The sequence below is a fragment of the Roseivivax sp. CAU 1753 genome (genome assembly GCF_054482575.1).
Genome location: NZ_JBTLRF010000003.1, coordinates 120,027 through 139,431, shown reverse-complemented (window position 1 = coordinate 139,431; position 19,405 = coordinate 120,027). Strand labels below are relative to the sequence as shown.

Here is a 19,405-nt window from a genome sequence, read left to right as displayed (position 1 = left end):
GCTTACATCACCTCAAGAGTTTTCCGACGCCGCCTCAAGCCGGACATGGCTCGGGGCGGCGTTCGTCTGAAAAGAGAGACCGCTTCATGGCATCTGCTGTCGAACAAATGGCCGCGAATACGAGCTGGTCCGCGCTCGCCTCGGCCACCGATCTTCGCAAACGCATCGTCTACACGCTGGCGTTGCTTTGTATTTTCCGACTGGGCACCTTCATCCCGGTGCCCGGCATCGACGGACTGGCGCTGCGCGAGTTCATGGAGGGGGCGCAGGCCGGTATCGGCGGCATCCTGACCATGTTCACCGGCGGTGCGCTGGGACGCATGGGCATCTTCGCCCTCGGCATCATGCCCTATATCTCGGCCTCGATCATCGTTCAGCTGCTGGCCTCGATGGTGCCCGCGCTTGAGCAGATCAAGAAAGAGGGCGATGTCGGCCGCAAGAAGATCAACCAGTACACGCGCTACGGCACGGTGATCCTGGCGACCTTCCAGGCCTACGGGCTTGCCGTCAGCCTGGAAGCGGGCGACCTGGTCACCAATCCGGGGCTCTATTTCCAGGCCTCCACGGTCATCACCCTTGTGGGCGGCACCATGTTCCTGATGTGGGTCGGCGAACAGATTACCGCGCGTGGCATCGGCAACGGCATTTCGCTGATCATCTTCGTCGGCATCATCGCCGAGGTTCCGGCGGCGCTGGCGCAGTTCTTTGCCTCGGGTCGGTCGGGCGCCATCAGCCCGGCGGTCATCCTCGGCGTGATTGTCATGGTCATCGCCGTGATCACCTTTGTGGTGTTCATGGAGCGCGCGCTGCGCAAGATCACCATCCAGTATCCGCGCCGCCAGGTCGGCATGAAGATGACCGAGGCGCAGAACAGCCACCTGCCGGTCAAGGTCAACCCCGCGGGCGTGATCCCGGCGATCTTCGCCTCGTCGCTGCTGCTGCTGCCGGTGACGATCTCGACCTTCTCAGGGTCGGATACCGGGCCGATCATGTCGACGGTGCTGGCCTATTTCGGGCCCGGCCAGCCGCTCTACCTGTTGTTCTTCGCCGCGATGATCGTGTTCTTCGCCTATTTCTACACCTTCAACGTGTCTTTCAAACCCGACGAGGTGGCCGATAACCTGAAGAACCAGAACGGCTTCGTGCCCGGCATCCGTCCCGGCAAGCGGACGGCGGAATACCTCGAATACGTGGTCAACCGCATCCTGGTGATGGGCTCTGCCTACCTGGCCTTCGTCTGCCTCCTGCCCGAGATCATCCGCAACCAGTTCGCCATCCCGTTCTATTTCGGCGGGACGTCGGTACTGATCGTGGTCAGCGTCACGATGGACACGATCCAGCAGGTGCAGAGCCATCTGCTTGCACATCAGTATGAAGGCCTGATCCAGAAGTCGCAGTTGCGCGGTCGGGGCAAGGGTCGCAAGAACAGAGGTCCGCAGCGTCGATGAACATCATTCTTCTGGGACCGCCGGGCGCCGGTAAAGGCACGCAGGCCCGCCATCTTGTCGACACCCGGGGCATGACCCAGCTGTCCACCGGCGACATGCTGCGCGAGGCCAAGGACTCGGGCACCGAGATGGGCCGTGTGGTGGCGGATGTCATGGCCAAGGGCGAACTTGTCACCGACGAGATCGTCATCGGCCTGATCCGCGAGAAGCTGAAAGGCGAAAAGACCGAAGGGTTCATTTTCGACGGCTTCCCGCGCACGCTGGCCCAGGCTGACGCATTGGCCGAATTGCTGACCGAAGAAGGCGAAACGCTGGATGCGGTGATCGAGATGGCGGTGGACGACAGCGCCCTTGTCGCGCGTATCACCGCGCGGTCGACCTGCGGCAATTGCGGCGAGGTTTACAACGACATCACCAAGCCGATCCCGGAAGACGGCGTGTGCACAAATTGCGGCCAGAAGGCCGAGTTCAAGCGCCGCGCCGACGATAACGCCGACAGCCTGAAGCAGCGGCTGATGGAATATTACAAGAAGACCTCGCCGTTGATCGGCTACTACCACGCCAAGGGTCAGCTTTCGACCGTGGACGGCCTGGGCGAAATCGAAGCCGTGCAAGCCGAGATCGCGGGCGTTCTCGACGCGTGACGCGACCCGGTCTTCCGACAGGGTCGGGGGGCTGCCATGGTGTCCAGCCGACGCGCCGGGGGCCGTATCGGGCGCGGCCGGGCATTGCGACCGGTGCCGTCCATACCGTACCGCCGACACGGATCAGTCGTCGCCGCCTCTTGCCGGTGCGGCGCGGGGCAGGGCGGGCAAACGCCCAGGCTGGGCTGCCTGTCGCAACGGCATCCCGCGCTTTCGGGGGTGGTGGCAGAACATCGCCCACGCACCCCTTGACGCTTGTGTAAAATCCCCCTACGCACCCCCATCTCCATCGGAGAATCGTCTCCTGCGGGGCGCATTTCTAGGCTCCCGCAAGATCACCTGATCGACCTATGGCCCGCGGCACCGCGCTTCGGGCCTTGTGTTGTGAAAAAAGGTTCTGGGGCTACGGAACCGCAACGAAGAGGAACAGACATTTGGCACGTATTGCCGGCGTCAATATCCCGACCCACAAGCGAGTGCCGATTGCACTCACCTATATTCACGGCATCGGCGCGACCGCTGCCAAGGAAATCTGCGCTGCCGTCAACATCGACGAGAGCCGCCGCATCAACGAGCTGAGCGACACCGAAGTCGTCGCCATGCGCGAGCATATCGACGCGAACTACACCGTCGAAGGCGACCTGCGTCGTGAAGTGCAGATCAACATCAAGCGCCTGATGGACCTCGGCTGCTACCGCGGCCTGCGTCATCGTCGCAACCTGCCCGTGCGCGGTCAGCGTACCCACACCAATGCGCGCACGCGCAAAGGTCCGGCGAAAGCTATCGCCGGCAAGAAGAAATAAGGGAGGGCACGCGCAATGGCACGAGATACCCGTCGCGGAGGCAAGAAGAAGGTCTCCAAGAACATCGCAGCTGGCGTCGCTCATGTGAACTCCAGCTTCAACAACACCAAGATCCTGATTTCGGACGTGCAGGGCAACGCGATTGCCTGGTCGTCCGCCGGGACCATGGGCTTCAAGGGATCGCGGAAATCCACGCCCTACGCCGCCCAGCTGGCCGCCGAGGACGCGGGCAAGAAAGCCCAGGAGCACGGCGTCAAGACCCTCGAGGTCGAGGTGCAGGGCCCGGGTTCGGGCCGCGAGTCCGCGCTGCGTGCGCTGGCTGCCGCAGGCTTCAACATCACGTCCATCCGCGACGTGACACCGATCGCCCATAACGGCTGCCGCCCGCCCAAGCGTCGCCGCGTCTGAGGCCTGATCTTTCTGTCCGGGGCTGTGCCATGCGCACGGCCCCGGACCGCCGTTTTATTTCACCTCGGGCGTCCTGGACCTTTCGGACATGGGGCCAGGACAGGAATGGAGGTCACACATGATCCATAAGAATTGGGCAGAGCTCATCAAGCCGACCCAGCTTGACGTGCGTCCCGGCAACGATCCCGCCAAGACCGCAACGCTGGTGGCAGAGCCGCTCGAGCGGGGTTTCGGCCTGACGCTTGGCAACGCGCTGCGCCGCATCCTGCTGTCGTCGCTGCAGGGGGCCGCCATCACCAGCGTCCAGATCGACAACGTGCTGCACGAGTTCTCGTCGGTGTCGGGCGTGCGCGAGGACGTCACCGATATCGTGCTGAACCTCAAGGCGGTTGCGCTGAAGATGGAAGTCGAGGGCCCCAAGCGGCTGTCGATCTCCAAGAAGGGTCCGGGCGTCGTCACCGCGGGCGATATTTCGGAATCGAACGGCATCGAGGTCCTGAACAAGGAGCACGTCATCTGTCACCTCGACGATGGCGCGGATCTGTACATGGAACTGACGGTCAACACCGGCAAGGGCTACGTCTCGGCGGACAAGAACAAGCCCGAGGACGCCCCCATCGGCCTGATCCCGATCGACGCGATCTATTCGCCGGTCAAGCGCGCCTCGTATGACGTGCAGCCGACCCGCGAAGGCCAGGTTCTGGATTATGACAAGCTGACCATGAAGGTCGATACCGACGGTTCTGTGACGCCCGAGGACGCCATCGCCTATGCCGCGCGCATCCTGCAGGACCAGCTGTCGATCTTCGTCAATTTCGACGAGCCGGAAAGCGCCCAGCGTCAGGACGACGACGACGGTCTCGAGTTCAACCCGTTGCTGCTGAAGAAGGTGGACGAACTGGAGCTGTCGGTGCGGTCCGCCAACTGCCTGAAGAACGACAACATCGTCTATATCGGCGATCTCATTCAGAAGACCGAGGCAGAGATGCTGCGCACGCCGAACTTCGGCCGCAAATCGCTGAACGAGATCAAGGAAGTGCTGTCCGGCATGGGCCTGCATCTCGGCATGGATGTCGAGGATTGGCCGCCCGACAACATCGAGGATCTGTCGAAGAAGATGGAAGACCAGTTCTGAGGTCGCCCGTCGCATGAACACCGCCCGGCAGGTCTGACCGCCAGCCGGGCATCGACCCGGGCCAAAAGCCCCAAGGAGAGCGGTTTCACCACGCATGGGCCGCCGGACAAAGCAAAAGAGTACTTAGGAGAACGACAATGCGTCACGCAAGAGGCTACCGCCGCCTGAACCGCACCCATGAACACCGCAAGGCGCTGTTCGCGAACATGGCCGGTTCGCTCATCGAACATGAGCAGATCAAGACCACCCTGCCCAAGGCCAAGGAACTGCGCCCGGTGATCGAAAAGCTGATCACGCTGGGCAAGCGCGGCGATCTGCACGCGCGCCGTCAGGCCGCTGCACAGCTCAAGCAGGACATGCACGTCGCCAAGCTGTTCGAGATCCTCGGGCCGCGCTACGCCGAGCGTCAGGGCGGCTATGTGCGCGTGCTGAAGGCCGGCTTCCGGTATGGCGACATGGCGCCGATGGCGATCATCGAGCTGGTGGACCGCGATCCGGATGCCAAGGGCGCCGCCGACAAGGCCCGCCTCGCCGAGGAAGACGCGACGGCAGACGCCGACTAATCGATTTTTCTGCATGCCCTGTGCAGAGTGGACCCCGCCGGACCTCCGGCGGGGTTTCTTGGTGTCGCGGTCGGGCGGGGGCGCTGCCCCCTCTTCGGCCCGAGGGCCGAATTCACCCCCGGCGGTATTTGGAAAATGGAAAGGACAGGGTCGCGCGCTTGCATTCGAGGGGTCAGCCGGACATATCCCTGTCATGTCGTCCGGGAGGGTCTTCGAGATGCGCCTGATTGCCGTGGTCTTGTGTTTTCTTGCCATGCCGCTTGCCGCCGAGGAGCGGGTGCCGCAACGCCCTGCCGAGATCACGCTGACCTTTGCACCGCTGGTGCGCGCGGCGGCCCCGGCTGTGGTCAACATCTATGCGCGCCGGGTGGTCGAGCGTCGGTCGCCCTTTGCGGACGATCCGATATTCGGCGAGTTTTTTAGGGAATTGGCGCCGTCGCGCCCGCATGTGCAGAATTCGCTGGGCTCGGGGGTCATCCTGTCGGCGGACGGCATCGTGGTGTCGAATTATCATGTGGTCGGCGATGCCGAGGACATCCGCGTCGTGCTGAACGACCGGCGCGAATTTGTTGCACGCGTCCTTCTGGGGGACGAGGAAGCCGATCTTGCGATCCTCAAGCTCGAGGACGCGACCGACATGCCATATCTGCCACTGCGCGAAGGGTCCGAGGTGGAGGTTGGCGAACTGGTGCTGGCGATCGGCAATCCGTTCGGCGTCGGCCAGACCGTGTCATCGGGGATCGTGTCGGGGCTGGCGCGCTCGGGTACCGCGACGGGCAATGCGCGCGGCTATTTCATCCAGACCGACGCGCCGATCAACCCGGGCAATTCGGGTGGCGCATTGGTCGATGTGGCCGGGCGGCTGATCGGGGTCAACACATCGATCCTGACCCGCTCGGGCGGATCGAACGGCATCGGCTTTGCGATTCCGGCAGCGCTGGTAAAGCAGTTCGTCGTGCAGGCGGAAGCAGGCCGGACGTCCTTCACCCGGCCCTGGGCGGGGATGAGCGGGCAGCCGGTCGGTCAGGATCTGTCCGATACCCTGGGTCAGACACGGCCTGGCGGCATCCTGATTTCGGATATTCATCCCCTGAGCCCGTTTGCCGCCGCAGGTCTCGGGATCGGCGATGTCATCGAGGCGGTGGATGGCGCGCCGGTCAACACGCCGCCCGAGATGATCTACCGCATGTCGGTCAGGGGCATCGGGGCTCGTGTCCCGGTGCGCATATGGCGTGACGGCGCGACCCGGGAGCTGAGCGTGCTGTTGATCGCGGCGCCCGAGATCCCCGAGCGTGGGACCGTTTCGCTTGGCGAGCGAAGCGTGCTGCCGGGGCTGGTCGTGTCGCGAATCAATCCGGCGGTGGCCGACGAGATGGGGCTGGGACTGCGCAGCAGCGGGCTCTTGGTGCGGGATCCCGGGCCCTGGGGCGCGCGGATCGGCCTGCGCAGCGGCGACGTGATCCTGCGGATCAACGGAAAGACGCCTGCAGATCCCGCTGACATAGCGTCCGCGTTGCGCGCCGCCGCTCCGCGGATCCGGATCGATGTGAACCGGAACGGGCAGCGCGTCGCGCTCAGGTTCCGGACCTGATGGCAGATCTCTTCGATACCGGTGCCGCGGTGCCCGACGGTTCTGCGCCGCGGCCTCTGGCGGACAGGCTTCGACCGCAATCGCTGGGCGATGTGATCGGTCAGGCGCAGCTCCTCGGCCCTGACGGGCCTCTTCGCGTCATGCTCGATGCCGGTGCGTTGGGCTCGATCATCTTCTGGGGGCCGCCCGGGGTTGGCAAGACCACCATCGCACGCCTGCTGGCGCATGAGACCGACCTCGCTTTCGTGCAGATATCGGCGATTTTCTCGGGTGTGGCCGAATTGAAGGCGGTCTTCGAGACTGCCCGGCTGCGCCGCCAGAGGGGCCAGGGCACATTGCTGTTCGTCGACGAAATACATCGCTTCAACAAGGCCCAGCAGGACAGCTTTCTGCCCCATATGGAAGACGGCACGTTGCTTCTGGTGGGGGCCACCACCGAGAACCCCAGCTTCGAGATGAACGCGGCCCTTCTGTCGCGGGCGCAGGTCATGGTCCTCAAACGGCTGTCAGAGGCAGACCTCGAGGCGCTGACGGTCCGGGCCGAAAACGACCTCGGTCGGGCCCTGCCGCTCGACGCCGATGCGCGGCGCGCACTATGGGAGATGGCCGATGGCGACGGGCGGGCGCTGTTGAACCTCATCGAGCAGGTGTCGGCCTGGTCGGTGGCGACACCGCTGGCACCGGCGCAACTGTCGGCACGCTTGATGCGCCGGGCGGCGCAATACGACAAATCGGGCGACGGCCATTACAACCTGATCTCGGCGTTGCACAAATCGGTGCGGGGCTCTGATCCGGATGCCGCGCTCTACTGGTTCGCCCGCATGCTCGAAGGCGGCGAAGACCCCCGCTTCCTGGCGCGGCGGATCACCCGAATGGCGGTCGAGGATATCGGACTTGCGGACCCCGAGGCGCGGGCCCGATGTCTCGAGGCATGGCAGATCTACGAACGGCTGGGCTCGCCCGAGGGTGAGCTGGCCCTGGCGCAGGCGGTGATCTACCTGGCGCTGGCACCCAAATCGAACGCGGGCTACGCGGCCTACAAGGGGGCGCGGAAATCCGCGAAGAGGACCGGCTCTGCCCCGCCGCCGAAACACATCCTGAATGCACCTACCAAGCTGATGCAGGCACAGGGATACGGCACCGGCTACGCCTATGATCACGATCAGGACGATGCCTTTTCGGGCCAGAACTATTTTCCGGACGGCATGGCACGTCCCGACTTCTATCAACCGGTCGAACGCGGCTTCGAACGCGACCTGAAGAAGCGGATGGCGTATTTCGCGCGGCTCCGCAAAGACCGCAACAGCTGACGGCAGGCGCGGCGCCTGTCACGATCGGACCGGATATACTCCGGGGGTCTGGGGGCAGAGCCCCCAGCCACGCAGTGCCTACAACCCGATCTTCTCGGCTTGGCGCACGATTACCTCGGCCTGCTTGATCGACGCGATGTCGACAAGGCGGCCCTTGTAGACCGTGGCACCTTCCCCGCGAGCGGTGGCCTCTTCCATCGCCGCCAGAATCTCGCGGGCTTCGGTGACGGCATCGTCCGACGGAGTGAAAACCTCGTTCGACAGGGCCACCTGCTTGGGATGGATCGCCCATTTGCCGACCATGCCAAGCGTCGCCGACCGGCGGGCCTGGGCGCGGAAGCCTTCGTCGTCCGAGAAATCGCCGAACGGTCCGTCCACCGGCAATACACCGTGGGAGCGACAGGCGGCGACGATGGCGGTCTGGGCCCAGTGCCAGGGATCCGACCAGTACTTCTGCCCGTCGCGGTGCATGTAGTACCATTCCTGCGTGCCGCCGATGCCGGTGGTGGCCATGCCCATGGAGGCGGCAAAATCGGCCGCACCGAGGCTCATCGCCTGAAGGCGGGGCGTGGCGGCGGCAATGTCCTCGACATGGCTGATGCCCGCGGCGCTCTCGATGATGACCTCGAAGCCGATCTTCTTCTTGCGGCCTTTCGCGGCCTCGATCGCCGTCACCAGGGCATCGACCGCATAGAGATCGGCGGCATTGCCCACTTTCGGAATCATGATCTGGTCGAGCCGTTCGGACGCCTGTTCAAGCAGGTCGACCACGTCGCGATACCAATAGGGCGTATCCAGCCCGTTGATCCGGACCGAAAGCGTCTTGTCGCCCCAGTCGACGTCACCGATAGCGGCGATGACGTTCTGCCGTGCGCTGTCCTTGTCGCCCGGCGATACCGAATCTTCCAGATCGAGATTAATGACATCCGCCGCCGAGGCGGCCATCTTCTCAAAGATCGCGGGCCGCGAGCCGGGGCCGAAAAGCTGGCAGCGGTTGAGACGCGCGACGGGTGTGGGTTGGATACGGAAGGACATGCGGCCTCCTCTCGGGCTAAGGAAATTACCAAACGGATCGCGCAATCGGTATAATCTTGCTGGCGCGCGCGCAACCCGATTTTGCAGGTGCAGCATGACGCCTCTGCGGTGGGCATGCAGGGTGTCCTTTTCGCGGACCGGGAGTCCTTTCGCGGGCAAGGATGCGCGCGCGCAGGCAAAATGTCCGGGTATCCCTTGCAATCGGGCGGTATGACGAAGAACAGTCCATCGCGCGCCGCCTGCCTGCCGATCCGACAACCGGAGCTTCTGACATGATCGAGACCCCCTATCTTCTGTTCCTGGGCGACGCGCCCGATCCGCTGGCGGCCAAGGTGGCGCAGGGCATCAGGGACTGGCGCCCCGAGACCTGCGTCGGCCAGCTGCGTCTGGCGGGGTGCAACGCGGATATGGGGCTGGCCGACATGACGCTGGCCGAGGCGCGCGCCGCCGGGGCCCGGACGCTGGTCATCGGCGTGGCCAATCGCGGCGGCAAGATCTCGTCGGCGTGGAAAGAGGTGCTGCTCGAGGCGCTGGACCAGGGGTTCGATATCGCCAGTGGATTGCACAACCTTTTGCGCAACGAGGCCGATCTTGCCGCAAAAGCGACCGAGAAGGGCAGAATTCTGCATGACGTGCGGGTGCCGACGGTCGACTATCCGATCGCGGATGGCCGCAAGCGCAGCGGCAAGCGGGTCCTGCCGGTGGGCACCGATTGCTCGATCGGCAAGATGTACACGGCGCTGGCGATCGATGCAGAGATGAGGCGGCGCGGCATGGCCGCGACGTTCCGCGCCACCGGCCAGACCGGCATCCTGATCACCGGCGAGGGTGTGCCGCTTGATGCGGTGGTGGCGGACTTCATGTCCGGTGCCGTGGAATGGCTGACGCCGGACAACGACCCGGACCATTGGGATGTGATCGAGGGTCAGGGCAGCCTGTTCCACGTGTCCTATTCCGGGGTGACGCTGGCATTGATCCATGGCGGCCAGCCCGATGCGCTGATCCTGTGCCACGAGCCGGTGCGCACGCATATGCGCGGTCTGCCGGACCACGCCCTGCCGTCGCTGGAGGCGCTGCGCGATCTTGCGCTGACCCTGGCGCGGGTGGCCAACCCGGCGTGCCGGGTGGTGGGAATCGCGGTGAACACCAAGGCGTTGGCCGAGCGCGAGGCCGAAGCCTATCTGGCGGATCTCGAGGACCGGCTGGGTCTGCCCGCGGTCGATCCGTACCGGCACGGCGCGGGCAGGCTCGTGGACGCGCTGGTCGCGCTCTGACCGCGGTGCCGCGCGGGGCGGCAGGGTGCGGATGCGTATTTGGAAAATGGAAAGACAGGACCGTCGATTTGACCATCACCGTGACACCGGATGTCTTCCAGCTGGCCGAGGCTTTCACCATCTCGCGCGGGTCGCGCACCGAGGCGCAGGTGCTGACCGTGCGGGTGACGCGGGGCGGCGTGACCGGCTGGGGCGAATGCGTGCCATACGGGCACTACGCAGAAACGTCGGCGTCGGTGACCGACCAGATCACGGCGCTGCCGGAGGATGTGGACCGCGCGGCGCTGCAAAGGCTGTTGCCCGCGGGTGCGGCGCGCAACGCGGTCGATTGCGCGCTTTGGGATCTCGAGGCCAAGCAAACCGGACGGCGGGTCTGGCAATTGGCCGGGCTTGCCGCGCCCGGACCCGAGATCACCGCCTATACCCTGTCGCTCGACAGCGCCGGGAAGATGGAGGCGGCGGCGCGCAAGCATGCGCATCGCCCGCTGTTGAAGATCAAGCTCGGGACGCCGGACGACATGCCGAGGCTCGAGGCGGTACGGCGCGGCGCGCCCGGGGCGCGGATCATCGTCGATGCCAATGAGGGCTGGAGTGCCGCGATCTACGCCGAACTGGCGCCGCATCTGGTCAGGCTGGGGGTGTCGCTGGTCGAGCAGCCGCTGCCCGCGGGGGCGGATGAGGCGCTGATCGGGATCGACCGGCCGGTGCCGCTTTGTGCCGACGAATCCTGCCATGACCGGGCGTCGCTGGCAGCACTCGGGGGCAAGTATGACGTGGTCAACATCAAGCTCGACAAGACCGGAGGTCTGACCGAGGCGCTGGGTTTGAAAGCGGCGGCGCGGGACGCGGGGCTCGGGGTGATGGTCGGCTGCATGGTCGGCTCGTCGCTGGCCATGGCGCCCGCGGTCCTGGTGGCGCAGGGGGCGCGCGTGACCGACCTTGACGGGCCGTTGCTTCTGGCCGAAGACCGCGCCGTGCCCCTGGTCTACGATGATCAGGGGGTGCATCCCCCCAAGCCCGACCTCTGGGGCTGACCGATACGACCGAGGAGCGACAGACATGACCCGGACCGTCTATGTAAACGGTGACTACCTGCCCGAGACCGAAGCGCGCGTGTCGATCTTCGACCGCGCCTTCCTGATGGCGGATGGCGTCTACGAGGTGACCAGCGTTCTGGATGGCAAGCTTATCGACTTTGCGGGCCATGCGGCGCGGCTGGAACGGTCGCTGGCCGAACTGGAGATGCGCAACCCGGTGACCATGGAGGCGCTGCTGGAGATCCATCGCGAACTGGTGGCGCGGAACGCCATCACCGAAGGTCTGGTCTATCTTCAGATCACCCGAGGCGCGCCGGATGACCGGGATTTTGTCTTTCCCGATCCCGACGTCACGCCATCGACCATCGTGCTGTTCACCCAGGCCAAGCCGGGTCTGGCCGACAGCGCCGCGGCGAAGACCGGCATGCGCGTCATCTCGGTCGAGGATCAGCGCTGGGGACGGCGCGACATCAAGACGGTGCAGCTGTTGTATCCGTCGATGGGCAAGATGATGGCCAGGAAGGCGGGCGCGGACGATGCCTGGATGGTCGAGGACGGGTTCGTCACCGAGGGCACCTCGAACAACGCCTATATCATCAAGGGCAACACCATCGTCACACGGGCGCTGTCGCATGACATCCTGCACGGGATCACCAGAGCCGCGGTGCTGCGCTATGCCGCCGAGGCGCAGATGAAGGTGGAAGAGCGCAACTTCTCGATCGACGAGGCGCAACAGGCCGACGAGGCCTTCGTCACCTCGGCCTCGGCCTTCGTGATGCCGGTGGTCGAGATCGACGGTGTGCGTCTTGGCGATGGCACGCCGGGCGCAAGAACGACCCGTCTGCGCGAGATCTACCTCGAGGAAAGCCGCAAGGCGGCGGTCTAGCGATCTGTCGTCCGTCGCCCGACGTCAGTCAAAAGTGATCTGCTGGTAGAGGCAGCCGGTCTGAGGATCGAAGCTCTGGGCGCGCCGCGCCAGTCGTTCTGGCGCATCAAAAGTTGCACAGAGGCGGTATTCGTTGGGGCCGACGACGGCGTAGCGATAGGGTTCTCCGCTATAGGGGTCCACGCGGCGGACGTCGTAGTAGCAGCTTTCGCTCGCGTCGAGGGTCTGGGGCAGCACGTTGCCTTCGGTCGTGGCCTTGCAGGTCACCACCGAGGTCAGCGACAGCAGGTCCGAAAAGCGGGTCTCGTCACGGGCTTCCATCCGGCCGGTGGCGGGGCCGCCGACTTGCCAGAAGGCCAGCGCGACCAGGCCCAGGGTCAGGGCCGTGATGCCCCCGACGGCGATGCGATCCGGGCTCATGCGGCCTCCTCGGGGGTCATGACGCCCCGGATATAGAGAAAGACGAGGCCCGCGGCGACGGCCACCAGCGCGGCCTTGGCAATGAAGCGCGCCGTCAGGTCCCCCGACAGGAAGGCATAGAGCACCGCCACCGCATCGCAGATCAGCGCCGCGGCGGCGAGAAACAGCAACAGGTGGCCGAACATCGCGCGCATGGGGGATCGCCCGCCCGCCGGATCGGCGATGCGGTTCTTCACCATGCGCCGGTCGAGAAGCAGAAAGATCGGCAGGAAAATCACCAGATTGGCGATGGACCAGCGCATCGCGCCGTTGAACCCGAAGGAGCGTCGGTCCCCCGGATCGGGCAGCCAGGCGTCGATCAGGTTGAAGCCAAGGGTCACCGCATAGCCGATGATCGCGCCGAGAGAGACGAACATCAGCCCGTAGAGAAAGGCATCGCGCGCCCCGAGGGCGGCACGGGGCCGAGGCACCGGCAGCGGGCCGTCGCCGTCGGCCCATCGCGCCATCGCGCCGCGGGTCTCGGCCTCGGACCATCCGGCAGCCTTAATCTGGCGGGCAATGGCGTCGCGCGCCTGACCGGCGGCAAGCGCGTCACCAACAAAGGCATCCAGACGGTCTTCGGGGCGCATGCGGGTCAGTCCTTCTTGCCGACGTTCTCGGCGAAGGCGGTTTCGAAATTTGCCTGCTTCTCGCGGGATGCCTCGGTCTGGAAGTTGGCTTTCCACTCGGCCATCGGCATGCCGTAGAAAATCTCGCGGGCGGTGTCCTTGTCCATCTCGATGCCGCGATCGTTGGCGGCTTCCTGATACCAGCGCGACAGGCAGTTCCGGCAGAACCCCGCAAGGTTCATCATGTCGATGTTCTGAACATCCGTGCGGTCCTGCATCAGGTGCTGGCGCAGGCGGCGAAACGCGGCGGCCTCAAGCTCTAGGCGGGTCTGATCTTCCATGGCTCTCTCCCTCTTTGGGCCATAGGTCGTGCGTCCGGCCCTGAAACGCAAGAGGCGGCGCAAAAAGGCACCGGTTGGCCTCGCGCCCTTTGACATTCATCGCATTCACCGGTTTCAGTTGAGAACGCGAACGAAACGCGCCATAAGGTGCGCGAATGGTAGCGGTAACATCGCTGCGTCTCCCTTTGGAAGAAACGAACAGGACCTTGTCATGAAACGGATGCGAAACGTAAAGATCGTGGCGACGCTGGGCCCGGCATCATCGACCTACGAGATGATACGCGCCCTGCACGAGGCTGGCGCCGATGTGTTTCGTCTCAACATGAGCCATGGCAGCCACGCGGAAATCGCCGAACGTCACAAGATTATCCGGCAGGTCGAGGAAGACCTCGATTCGACCATCGGCATCCTGGCCGACCTGCAGGGCCCCAAGCTGCGCGTCGGTGCCTTTGCCAACGGCGAGGAAGAGCTTGAGGTGGGGCAGGCGTTCCGCCTCGATCTTGATCCGGCCGAGGGGGACGCCACCCGCGTGACCCTGCCGCATCCCGAGATTTTCCAGGTGATGGAAGTGGGCGCGTCGCTGCTCGTCAATGACGGCAAGATCCGGCTCAAGGTCGAGGAATGCGGTGCCGATTTCGCCAATTGCACGGTGGTGGTGGGGGGCACCATTTCGAATCGCAAGGGTGTGAACGTGCCCGACGTGGTGTTGCCCCTGGCGGCACTGTCGGACAAGGACCGCAAGGATCTGGAATTTGTTGCCGACCTCGGGGTCGACTGGCTGGCGCTGTCTTTCGTGCAGCGCCCCGCCGACGTCGAAGAGGCACGCACGCTGACCCGGGGCCGCGCCGCGATCCTGTCGAAGATCGAAAAGCCCGCCGCGGTGACGGCCTTCGAGGAAATTCTGGCGGTGTCGGACGGCATCATGGTCGCGCGCGGCGATCTGGGTGTCGAACTGCCGGTGCAGAACGTGCCGCCGATCCAGAAGCGTCTGATCCGGAAGTGTCGCGCCGCTGCCAAGCCGGTGATCGTGGCGACGCAGATGCTCGAATCGATGATCGAAAGCCCGATGCCGACCCGTGCCGAGGTTTCGGACGTGGCCACCGCGATCTACGAAGGCTCTGACGCGATCATGCTGTCGGCGGAGTCGGCGGCGGGCGATTATCCGATCGAGGCGGTGACGACGATGGATAACGTCGCCAGGGAGGTGGAAAGCGACCCCACCTATACCGACATCATCGAGGCGTCGCGCATCGCCAGCAAGAAATCCGTCGCGGACGGTATCGTCGCCGCCGCGCGCGAGATCGCCGAAAGCGCGCAGGTCAAAGCCATCTGCTGCTATACGCAATCGGGAACCACGGCGCTTCTGGTGGCACGCGAACGGCCCCGCGTGCCGATCCTTGCGCTGTCGTCGTCCAAGGGCACGGCGCGCAGGCTGGCGCTGACCTGGGGCACCCAATGTGTGACCACCGGCCCGCTCGATCGCTTCAAGATGGCGGTGGTCGATGCGGCCAAGGCCGCCCGGGCGATGGGATACGCCAACGAGAATGACCTCATCGTGGTCACTGCCGGCGTGCCGTTCAACACGCCCGGCACCACCAACATCCTGCGTGTGGCCCCCTGCGACGAACGTTTGATCTACGCCACCGACCCGGAGTAGGCTTCCCGCACGCCGGGAAGGGGTCTGTCATGTCACCTGATATCGCGCTGGCGCTGGGACTGTTTGTCCTGGCGCTGTCGGTCACATCCGCGCTGGCGGCTTTCGCCGACGGGCGTCGACCGATCTTGGCGCTGGTGCTGGTCGGCGGGGCCGGAGCGGCGATTCTCTATGCCTGGGACGCGTCGGGGGGCGGATACCGGCTGGCCGATATCCCGATGGTTTTCTACGAATTGGTGGCGGCATTGCGCGCGCTCTGATCTGCGCTTGCAATCCGGGGGCCGCCGTTCTAATGGGGCGGCTCCGCCGTCGCGCGGCCGGCCAAGTGGCATTGCCGAGTCGCGTGTAACCGACGCTCAAGCAGATGGAGATGGAAATGCCCAAGATGAAGACGAAGTCGAGCGCCAAGAAGCGCTTCAAGGTCACCGCCGGCGGGAAAGTCCTCGCGGCGCAGGCCGGCAAGCGCCATGGCATGATCAAGCGCAGCAAGAAGTTCATCCGGGATGCACGTGGCACGACGACCCTGTCGGACCCCGATGCAAAGATCATCAAGGGCTTCATGCCCTACGACCGCTGATCCCACCCAGATATACAGAATTCAAGGAGCTAGATCATGGCGCGAGTCAAAGGTGGGACCGTTACCCACGCCCGTCACAAGAAAATCACCAAGGCAGCCAAAGGCTACTATGGTCGCCGCAAGAACACCTTCAAGGTCGCCACCCAGGCGGTCGACAAGGCCAACCAATACGCCACGCGCGACCGCAAGAACCGTAAGCGGAACTTCCGGGCGCTGTGGATCCAGCGGATCAACGCCGCCGTGCGCATGCACGATGACGCGCTGACATATTCGCGCTTCATCAACGGCCTGTCGCTGGCCGGGATCGAGGTCGACCGCAAGGTTCTGGCCGATCTCGCCGTGCACGAGCCCGAAGCCTTCGGTGCCATCGTCGATCAGGCGAAAGGCGCGCTGGCCGCGTAACGCGCCCCGGCACCGCTCTACGGAAAAGACCCCGGATCGCAGGCGCGACCGGGGTCTTTTTCCATCTCGGCCAATATGTTTCGGCCGACATGCCCTGGCCCGCGTGTCCTGGCTGACCTGTCTTGCGCCCGAGCCGGGGCGCGACCTAGCGCGCCAGCCCGGGATCCGCCGCCCGCAGGGCGTCCGCGACCAATCCGGCGATGCGATCCGATCCCTGCGCCGAGGGATGGACCCGGTCGCCCGCAAAAAGCCCGAGGTTCGACGCCGGCACCACGGCGCCCATGTCGACGAAGACGATGCCCGAATCCCGTGCGGCCATCCGCGACGTGCGCGCGCCCATCTGGTCGTAGATCTGTCCGCAGAGCGTCCCGGCGTATTTCGGCGAGGTGTAGTAATCCGCCCAAAGCACCAGCACGCCGCGCGCCCTCAGCCCCGACACCATGCGCGGGATCGCGCCGCTTGTGCCGTCAGCGGATACGAGCCGGTCGAGGATGGCGCCCGTCTCCGAACCCGAGCAGCCGACGCCCAGATCATTGGCACCACCATTCATCACCACCCAGCGCGGCGACAGATCGGCCACCTGCCGAGAGATGTTCAGCGCGGCCACCCCGGACGATCCGGTCACGCTGGCCCCGGGCAGGGACACATCGCCCACGGTCTGACCGAGGCGTTGCGACACACCGTCCGCGACCGACGCACCCTGCACGCGGTTCCAGGCCATGACCGAATCGCCCGCGACGACGATCTGCGCGCCCTCGGGCACCCCGCGCCCGCAAGCGGCCGTCAGAGAGATAAGAAGAAAGGCAAGGCGCAGTCGCATCCGGTATCCTCTCGTCGATGGCCCGGTCCCAAGGTGGGAGCGCGGGCGTTTCCGGGCAAGCGCGCAACCCGGTGCCACGCGACAAACCCGCCGGACCAGACCGCCGGAAAGCTGGCATGTCCCGTCCCGTCCCGTCCTGTCTCGCCGCGCCCTGCAACCCTATACGCCACCGGCCCCGGCGCAAGCCGCGGTGCCCGCCGCACCCATCCCAAAGGCCCCGGGCGGGCAAGGGATGGAAGTGCCGCGTCTATCCCCGGACCTTTCGAACCGGCCTCGCCGCTGGTCCCACGACGCATGCAAGTGACCGGCGCGCGACATGCGCGATCCGGACCTCTCGCGCGCGCTTTGACGTCGGCGGCGTTCGCGGGTAAGCGGAAGCAATCTTGCAGCATGGCGGAGGCCGGCCTTGAAATACCGCCGCGACATCGATGGACTTCGCGCCGTGGCGGTACTGCCCGTCGTACTGGACCATGCTCATGTGCCGGGTTTCGGCGGGGGTTATGTGGGTGTCGATATCTTCTTCGTCATCTCGGGGTTCCTGATCACCCGCATCCTCGCGGAAGAGATCGCGGCGGGCCGGTTCAGTCTGGTCTCGTTCTACGAACGCCGGGCGCGCCGCATCCTGCCTGCACTGTTCGCCATGATCCTGCTGGTGCTGGTGGCGGGCTGGTGGATGCTGGTGCCGGGGCAATACGAGGCGATGGCCGAAAGCGTCATTGCCACGACGTTTTTCTTTTCCAACTATCACTTCCTGTGGATCGCCTCTGACTACTTCGCGCCGGGTGCCGAGTTCATGCCCCTGCTGCATACCTGGTCGCTGGCGGTGGAAGAGCAGTTCTACATCGTGTTCCCGCTGTTGTTGCTGGGGGCGACTGCGCTGATGCGGCACCAAGCCTGGATGCTTGTGGCGCTTCTGTCGGCCGTGTCGCTGGCCTATGCCACCACCCTGGTCGCGACCGACCCGGTTGCGGGGTTTTATGCCACGCCCGGGCGCGCGTGGGAGTTGGGGGCAGGGGCCCTGGTGGCGATGCTTGGCGCCCGCGTGGTGCCGTCAAGACCCGTGGCCAATGCGCTGTCGCTGGGCGCGCTGGGTGCGATTGCCGCCTCGGTGGTGCTCTATTCCGCGACGACACCGTTCCCCGGTCTCGCCGCGCTTCCGGCGGTGCTGGGGGCGGCATGTCTGATCTGGACCGGCGCGACGCATGACACCGTTGCCGCGCGGATTTTGGGCTGGGCGCCGCTGGTGGGGGTCGGGCTGGTGTCCTATTCGCTCTACCTCTGGCATTGGCCGGTTCTGGTCGCGGCGCGCCTCTGGGTCGGTGACGGGGTGCTGTCGCCCGGCCTGACAGCGCTTGCCATCGCCGCAGCGCTGATCCTTGCGGTGCTGAGCTGGCGTTTTGTCGAGCGCCCATTCCGCCGTCCGGCCAAGGCGGGCGGTCTGCGCCGTCGCACCATCTTTGCCGCCAGTGCGGTGGGGGCCGCGCTGCTGTATACTGCGGGCAGCACCATCGACACGGAAGACGGCTATGCAGCGCGGATGCCTGCCGCGCTGACGCCGATCCTGGCCATCTCGGACGAAAAGACGCTGCCGGTGGCGCGCTGTGGCAAGCGCTCCGAGGCCGTGCCCTGCCCGCTGGGGCTGGCGCATTCGGGCGGGGCGGCTGCCCCGGATGTCGCGCCCGACGTGCTGGTCTTCGGGGATTCGCACGCGGGCGCGCTTGCCTATGGCTTCGATGCGCTGATGCGGGACGAAGGCCTTGGGGGGGCGTTGCTCTATGCCTCGGCCTGCACGCCGCTTGCCGGGGTACGCAGAACCGACGAGGAAGCCGAATGCACCGACGCCAAGGCGGAATTGCTGCGCCTGCTCGACACCGAGGATTACGACACCATCGTTCTGGTGGCGCGCTGGGCGCTGGCGGTCGAAGGTGTGCGCGCGCCGGGGGAAGCGCCGGGCATCGCGACCTTCGAGGTCACGCCGGGTGGCGATGTGGCCGCTGCGGGCATGGGCGACATCACGGGCAATCCGGCACTCATTGCGGCGGGGCTCGACGCGCTGATCGCACGCATTACCGCGACCGGACGGCGCGTGGTGCTGCTGGAAGGGGTGCCCGAGATCGGCTTCGACGTGCCGCAGGCCTTTGCGTCCGCAACGCTGTTCGGCGCCTCCTTGCGCCATCCGCCCAGCCGTGCGGAAACCCAGGCGCGCAACGCCCGGGCCTCGGCCTTGTTGGCGCGGCTTGCGGAGGGCAGGGAGGATGTCACCTTCGTGCCCCTGATCGAGACGTGGTGCGCCGAATTCTGTCCGATCGCTGACGGCGAAGAAATTTTCTACCGCGACGACGATCACCTCAGCCGGATCGGGGCCGAACGTCTGATCGCGGCGCATCTGCGCGCGCCGCTGGCGCAGTCGCTGTCATGGTCCGCGCCGCGGTAAATGGACGTCCTGCGG

21 protein-coding genes are annotated in these 19,405 nt (G+C 65.5%); 16 read left to right on the top strand and 5 right to left on the bottom strand.

Annotation, left to right across the window (positions count from 1 at the left end; all coding sequences use genetic code 11):
• The first annotated feature begins 86 nt into the window (after positions 1-86).
• The 8 genes from secY (at position 87) to ACXYMN_RS08070 (ending at position 7,902) form a co-directional block, all read left to right on the top strand.
• Positions 87-1,448, top strand: a complete 1,362-nt coding sequence (gene secY / locus ACXYMN_RS08105; RefSeq protein WP_459013049.1) for a preprotein translocase subunit SecY — start codon at positions 87-89, stop codon at positions 1,446-1,448.
• Positions 1,445-2,092: an adenylate kinase gene (locus ACXYMN_RS08100; RefSeq protein WP_459013048.1), complete on the top strand. Its 648-nt coding sequence runs from the start codon at positions 1,445-1,447 to the stop codon at positions 2,090-2,092. Before secY ends, ACXYMN_RS08100 begins: the two co-directional genes overlap by 4 nt.
• A gap of 434 nt (positions 2,093-2,526) precedes the next feature.
• Positions 2,527-2,895 (top strand): 30S ribosomal protein S13, encoded by a 369-nt coding sequence (gene rpsM / locus ACXYMN_RS08095; protein ID WP_459013046.1) that lies wholly within the window; start codon positions 2,527-2,529, stop codon positions 2,893-2,895.
• A 15-nt stretch (positions 2,896-2,910) separates the two neighbouring features.
• Positions 2,911-3,303 carry a 30S ribosomal protein S11 gene (rpsK, locus tag ACXYMN_RS08090; RefSeq protein WP_009506355.1) on the top strand — a complete coding sequence of 131 codons (393 nt, stop codon included), beginning with the start codon at positions 2,911-2,913 and terminating at the stop codon, positions 3,301-3,303.
• 118 nt (positions 3,304-3,421) lie between these two features.
• Complete coding sequence (locus ACXYMN_RS08085) at positions 3,422-4,438, top strand: DNA-directed RNA polymerase subunit alpha (RefSeq protein ID WP_459013044.1); 1,017 nt, start codon at positions 3,422-3,424, stop codon at positions 4,436-4,438.
• 137 nt (positions 4,439-4,575) lie between these two features.
• The gene (rplQ, locus tag ACXYMN_RS08080; RefSeq protein ID WP_459013043.1) at positions 4,576-5,001 is read left to right on the top strand and encodes a 50S ribosomal protein L17; all 426 of its coding nucleotides are present in this window, start codon (positions 4,576-4,578) and stop codon (positions 4,999-5,001) included.
• Positions 5,002-5,218: 217 nt separating this feature from the next.
• Positions 5,219-6,592 carry a trypsin-like peptidase domain-containing protein gene (locus ACXYMN_RS08075; protein WP_459013042.1) on the top strand — a complete coding sequence of 458 codons (1,374 nt, stop codon included), beginning with the start codon at positions 5,219-5,221 and terminating at the stop codon, positions 6,590-6,592.
• On the top strand, positions 6,592-7,902 hold the full coding sequence (locus ACXYMN_RS08070; protein ID WP_459013041.1) for a replication-associated recombination protein A: 1,311 nt from the start codon (positions 6,592-6,594) through the stop codon (positions 7,900-7,902). Before ACXYMN_RS08075 ends, ACXYMN_RS08070 begins: the two co-directional genes overlap by 1 nt.
• Before the next feature lie 78 nt (positions 7,903-7,980).
• Here ACXYMN_RS08070 and ACXYMN_RS08065 read toward each other — a convergent pair whose 3' ends face one another.
• Positions 7,981-8,937: an L-malyl-CoA/beta-methylmalyl-CoA lyase gene (locus tag ACXYMN_RS08065; RefSeq protein WP_459013040.1), complete on the bottom strand. Its 957-nt coding sequence runs from the start codon at positions 8,935-8,937 to the stop codon at positions 7,981-7,983.
• A gap of 272 nt (positions 8,938-9,209) precedes the next feature.
• Between ACXYMN_RS08065 and dgcN the strand changes: the two genes are divergently transcribed.
• From dgcN to ACXYMN_RS08050, 3 genes are all read left to right on the top strand, one after another.
• Positions 9,210-10,211: an N-acetyltransferase DgcN gene (dgcN, locus tag ACXYMN_RS08060; protein WP_459013039.1), complete on the top strand. Its 1,002-nt coding sequence runs from the start codon at positions 9,210-9,212 to the stop codon at positions 10,209-10,211.
• A gap of 68 nt (positions 10,212-10,279) precedes the next feature.
• On the top strand, positions 10,280-11,245 hold the full coding sequence (gene dgcA, locus ACXYMN_RS08055) for an N-acetyl-D-Glu racemase DgcA (protein WP_459013038.1): 966 nt from the start codon (positions 10,280-10,282) through the stop codon (positions 11,243-11,245).
• Positions 11,246-11,270: 25 nt separating this feature from the next.
• On the top strand, positions 11,271-12,134 hold the full coding sequence (locus ACXYMN_RS08050) for a D-amino-acid transaminase (RefSeq protein WP_459013037.1): 864 nt from the start codon (positions 11,271-11,273) through the stop codon (positions 12,132-12,134).
• Between the two features lie 24 nt (positions 12,135-12,158).
• Here the strand turns inward: ACXYMN_RS08050 and ACXYMN_RS08045 are convergent, their stop codons facing one another.
• The 3 genes from ACXYMN_RS08045 to ACXYMN_RS08035 are packed head-to-tail and all read right to left on the bottom strand — an operon-like array spanning position 12,159 to position 13,503.
• The gene (locus ACXYMN_RS08045; protein WP_459013036.1) at positions 12,159-12,554 is read right to left on the bottom strand and encodes a hypothetical protein; all 396 of its coding nucleotides are present in this window, start codon (positions 12,552-12,554) and stop codon (positions 12,159-12,161) included.
• Positions 12,551-13,183: a DUF5671 domain-containing protein gene (locus ACXYMN_RS08040; RefSeq protein WP_459013035.1), complete on the bottom strand. Its 633-nt coding sequence runs from the start codon at positions 13,181-13,183 to the stop codon at positions 12,551-12,553. The genes ACXYMN_RS08045 and ACXYMN_RS08040 overlap by 4 nt, the downstream gene beginning before the upstream one ends.
• 5 nt (positions 13,184-13,188) lie before the next feature.
• Positions 13,189-13,503 (bottom strand): DUF1244 domain-containing protein, encoded by a 315-nt coding sequence (locus ACXYMN_RS08035; RefSeq protein ID WP_459013034.1) that lies wholly within the window; start codon positions 13,501-13,503, stop codon positions 13,189-13,191.
• Between the two features lie 211 nt (positions 13,504-13,714).
• On the opposite strand from ACXYMN_RS08035, the gene pyk reads away from it, so the two are divergent.
• The 4 genes from pyk (at position 13,715) to rplT (ending at position 16,136) form a co-directional block, all read left to right on the top strand.
• The gene (gene pyk, locus ACXYMN_RS08030) at positions 13,715-15,160 is read left to right on the top strand and encodes a pyruvate kinase (protein ID WP_459013033.1); all 1,446 of its coding nucleotides are present in this window, start codon (positions 13,715-13,717) and stop codon (positions 15,158-15,160) included.
• Between the two features lie 29 nt (positions 15,161-15,189).
• The gene (locus tag ACXYMN_RS08025; protein WP_459013032.1) at positions 15,190-15,417 is read left to right on the top strand and encodes a hypothetical protein; all 228 of its coding nucleotides are present in this window, start codon (positions 15,190-15,192) and stop codon (positions 15,415-15,417) included.
• A gap of 116 nt (positions 15,418-15,533) precedes the next feature.
• Entirely contained in the window at positions 15,534-15,734 is a 201-nt protein-coding gene (gene rpmI, locus ACXYMN_RS08020; protein ID WP_459013031.1) for a 50S ribosomal protein L35, read from the top strand.
• 36 nt (positions 15,735-15,770) lie between these two features.
• Positions 15,771-16,136 (top strand): 50S ribosomal protein L20, encoded by a 366-nt coding sequence (gene rplT / locus ACXYMN_RS08015; RefSeq protein WP_459013030.1) that lies wholly within the window; start codon positions 15,771-15,773, stop codon positions 16,134-16,136.
• 145 nt (positions 16,137-16,281) lie between these two features.
• Here the strand turns inward: rplT and ACXYMN_RS08010 are convergent, their stop codons facing one another.
• Positions 16,282-16,956, bottom strand: a complete 675-nt coding sequence (locus ACXYMN_RS08010) for an SGNH/GDSL hydrolase family protein (protein WP_459013029.1) — start codon at positions 16,954-16,956, stop codon at positions 16,282-16,284.
• A 406-nt stretch (positions 16,957-17,362) separates the two neighbouring features.
• Between ACXYMN_RS08010 and ACXYMN_RS08005 the strand changes: the two genes are divergently transcribed.
• Entirely contained in the window at positions 17,363-19,390 is a 2,028-nt protein-coding gene (locus tag ACXYMN_RS08005; RefSeq protein ID WP_459013028.1) for an acyltransferase family protein, read from the top strand.
• Positions 19,391-19,405 lie beyond the last annotated feature (15 nt).

What these genes read in the sequence shown, in the direction of transcription:
- secY (WP_459013049.1), top strand. Translation starts at nt 87, where the DNA reads ATGGCATCTGCTGTCGAACAAATGGCCGCGAATACGAGCTGGTCCGCG.
- ACXYMN_RS08100 (WP_459013048.1), top strand. Translation starts at nt 1,445, where the DNA reads ATGAACATCATTCTTCTGGGACCGCCGGGCGCCGGTAAAGGCACGCAG.
- rpsK (WP_009506355.1), top strand. Translation starts at nt 2,911, where the DNA reads ATGGCACGAGATACCCGTCGCGGAGGCAAGAAGAAGGTCTCCAAGAAC.
- ACXYMN_RS08085 (WP_459013044.1), top strand. Translation starts at nt 3,422, where the DNA reads ATGATCCATAAGAATTGGGCAGAGCTCATCAAGCCGACCCAGCTTGAC.
- rplQ (WP_459013043.1), top strand. Translation starts at nt 4,576, where the DNA reads ATGCGTCACGCAAGAGGCTACCGCCGCCTGAACCGCACCCATGAACAC.
- ACXYMN_RS08075 (WP_459013042.1), top strand. Translation starts at nt 5,219, where the DNA reads ATGCGCCTGATTGCCGTGGTCTTGTGTTTTCTTGCCATGCCGCTTGCC.
- ACXYMN_RS08070 (WP_459013041.1), top strand. Translation starts at nt 6,592, where the DNA reads ATGGCAGATCTCTTCGATACCGGTGCCGCGGTGCCCGACGGTTCTGCG.
- ACXYMN_RS08065 (WP_459013040.1), bottom strand. Translation starts at nt 8,937, where the DNA reads ATGTCCTTCCGTATCCAACCCACACCCGTCGCGCGTCTCAACCGCTGC.
- dgcN (WP_459013039.1), top strand. Translation starts at nt 9,210, where the DNA reads ATGATCGAGACCCCCTATCTTCTGTTCCTGGGCGACGCGCCCGATCCG.
- ACXYMN_RS08050 (WP_459013037.1), top strand. Translation starts at nt 11,271, where the DNA reads ATGACCCGGACCGTCTATGTAAACGGTGACTACCTGCCCGAGACCGAA.
- ACXYMN_RS08045 (WP_459013036.1), bottom strand. Translation starts at nt 12,554, where the DNA reads ATGAGCCCGGATCGCATCGCCGTCGGGGGCATCACGGCCCTGACCCTG.
- ACXYMN_RS08040 (WP_459013035.1), bottom strand. Translation starts at nt 13,183, where the DNA reads ATGCGCCCCGAAGACCGTCTGGATGCCTTTGTTGGTGACGCGCTTGCC.
- ACXYMN_RS08035 (WP_459013034.1), bottom strand. Translation starts at nt 13,503, where the DNA reads ATGGAAGATCAGACCCGCCTAGAGCTTGAGGCCGCCGCGTTTCGCCGC.
- pyk (WP_459013033.1), top strand. Translation starts at nt 13,715, where the DNA reads ATGAAACGGATGCGAAACGTAAAGATCGTGGCGACGCTGGGCCCGGCA.
- ACXYMN_RS08025 (WP_459013032.1), top strand. Translation starts at nt 15,190, where the DNA reads ATGTCACCTGATATCGCGCTGGCGCTGGGACTGTTTGTCCTGGCGCTG.
- rpmI (WP_459013031.1), top strand. Translation starts at nt 15,534, where the DNA reads ATGCCCAAGATGAAGACGAAGTCGAGCGCCAAGAAGCGCTTCAAGGTC.
- rplT (WP_459013030.1), top strand. Translation starts at nt 15,771, where the DNA reads ATGGCGCGAGTCAAAGGTGGGACCGTTACCCACGCCCGTCACAAGAAA.
- ACXYMN_RS08010 (WP_459013029.1), bottom strand. Translation starts at nt 16,956, where the DNA reads ATGCGACTGCGCCTTGCCTTTCTTCTTATCTCTCTGACGGCCGCTTGC.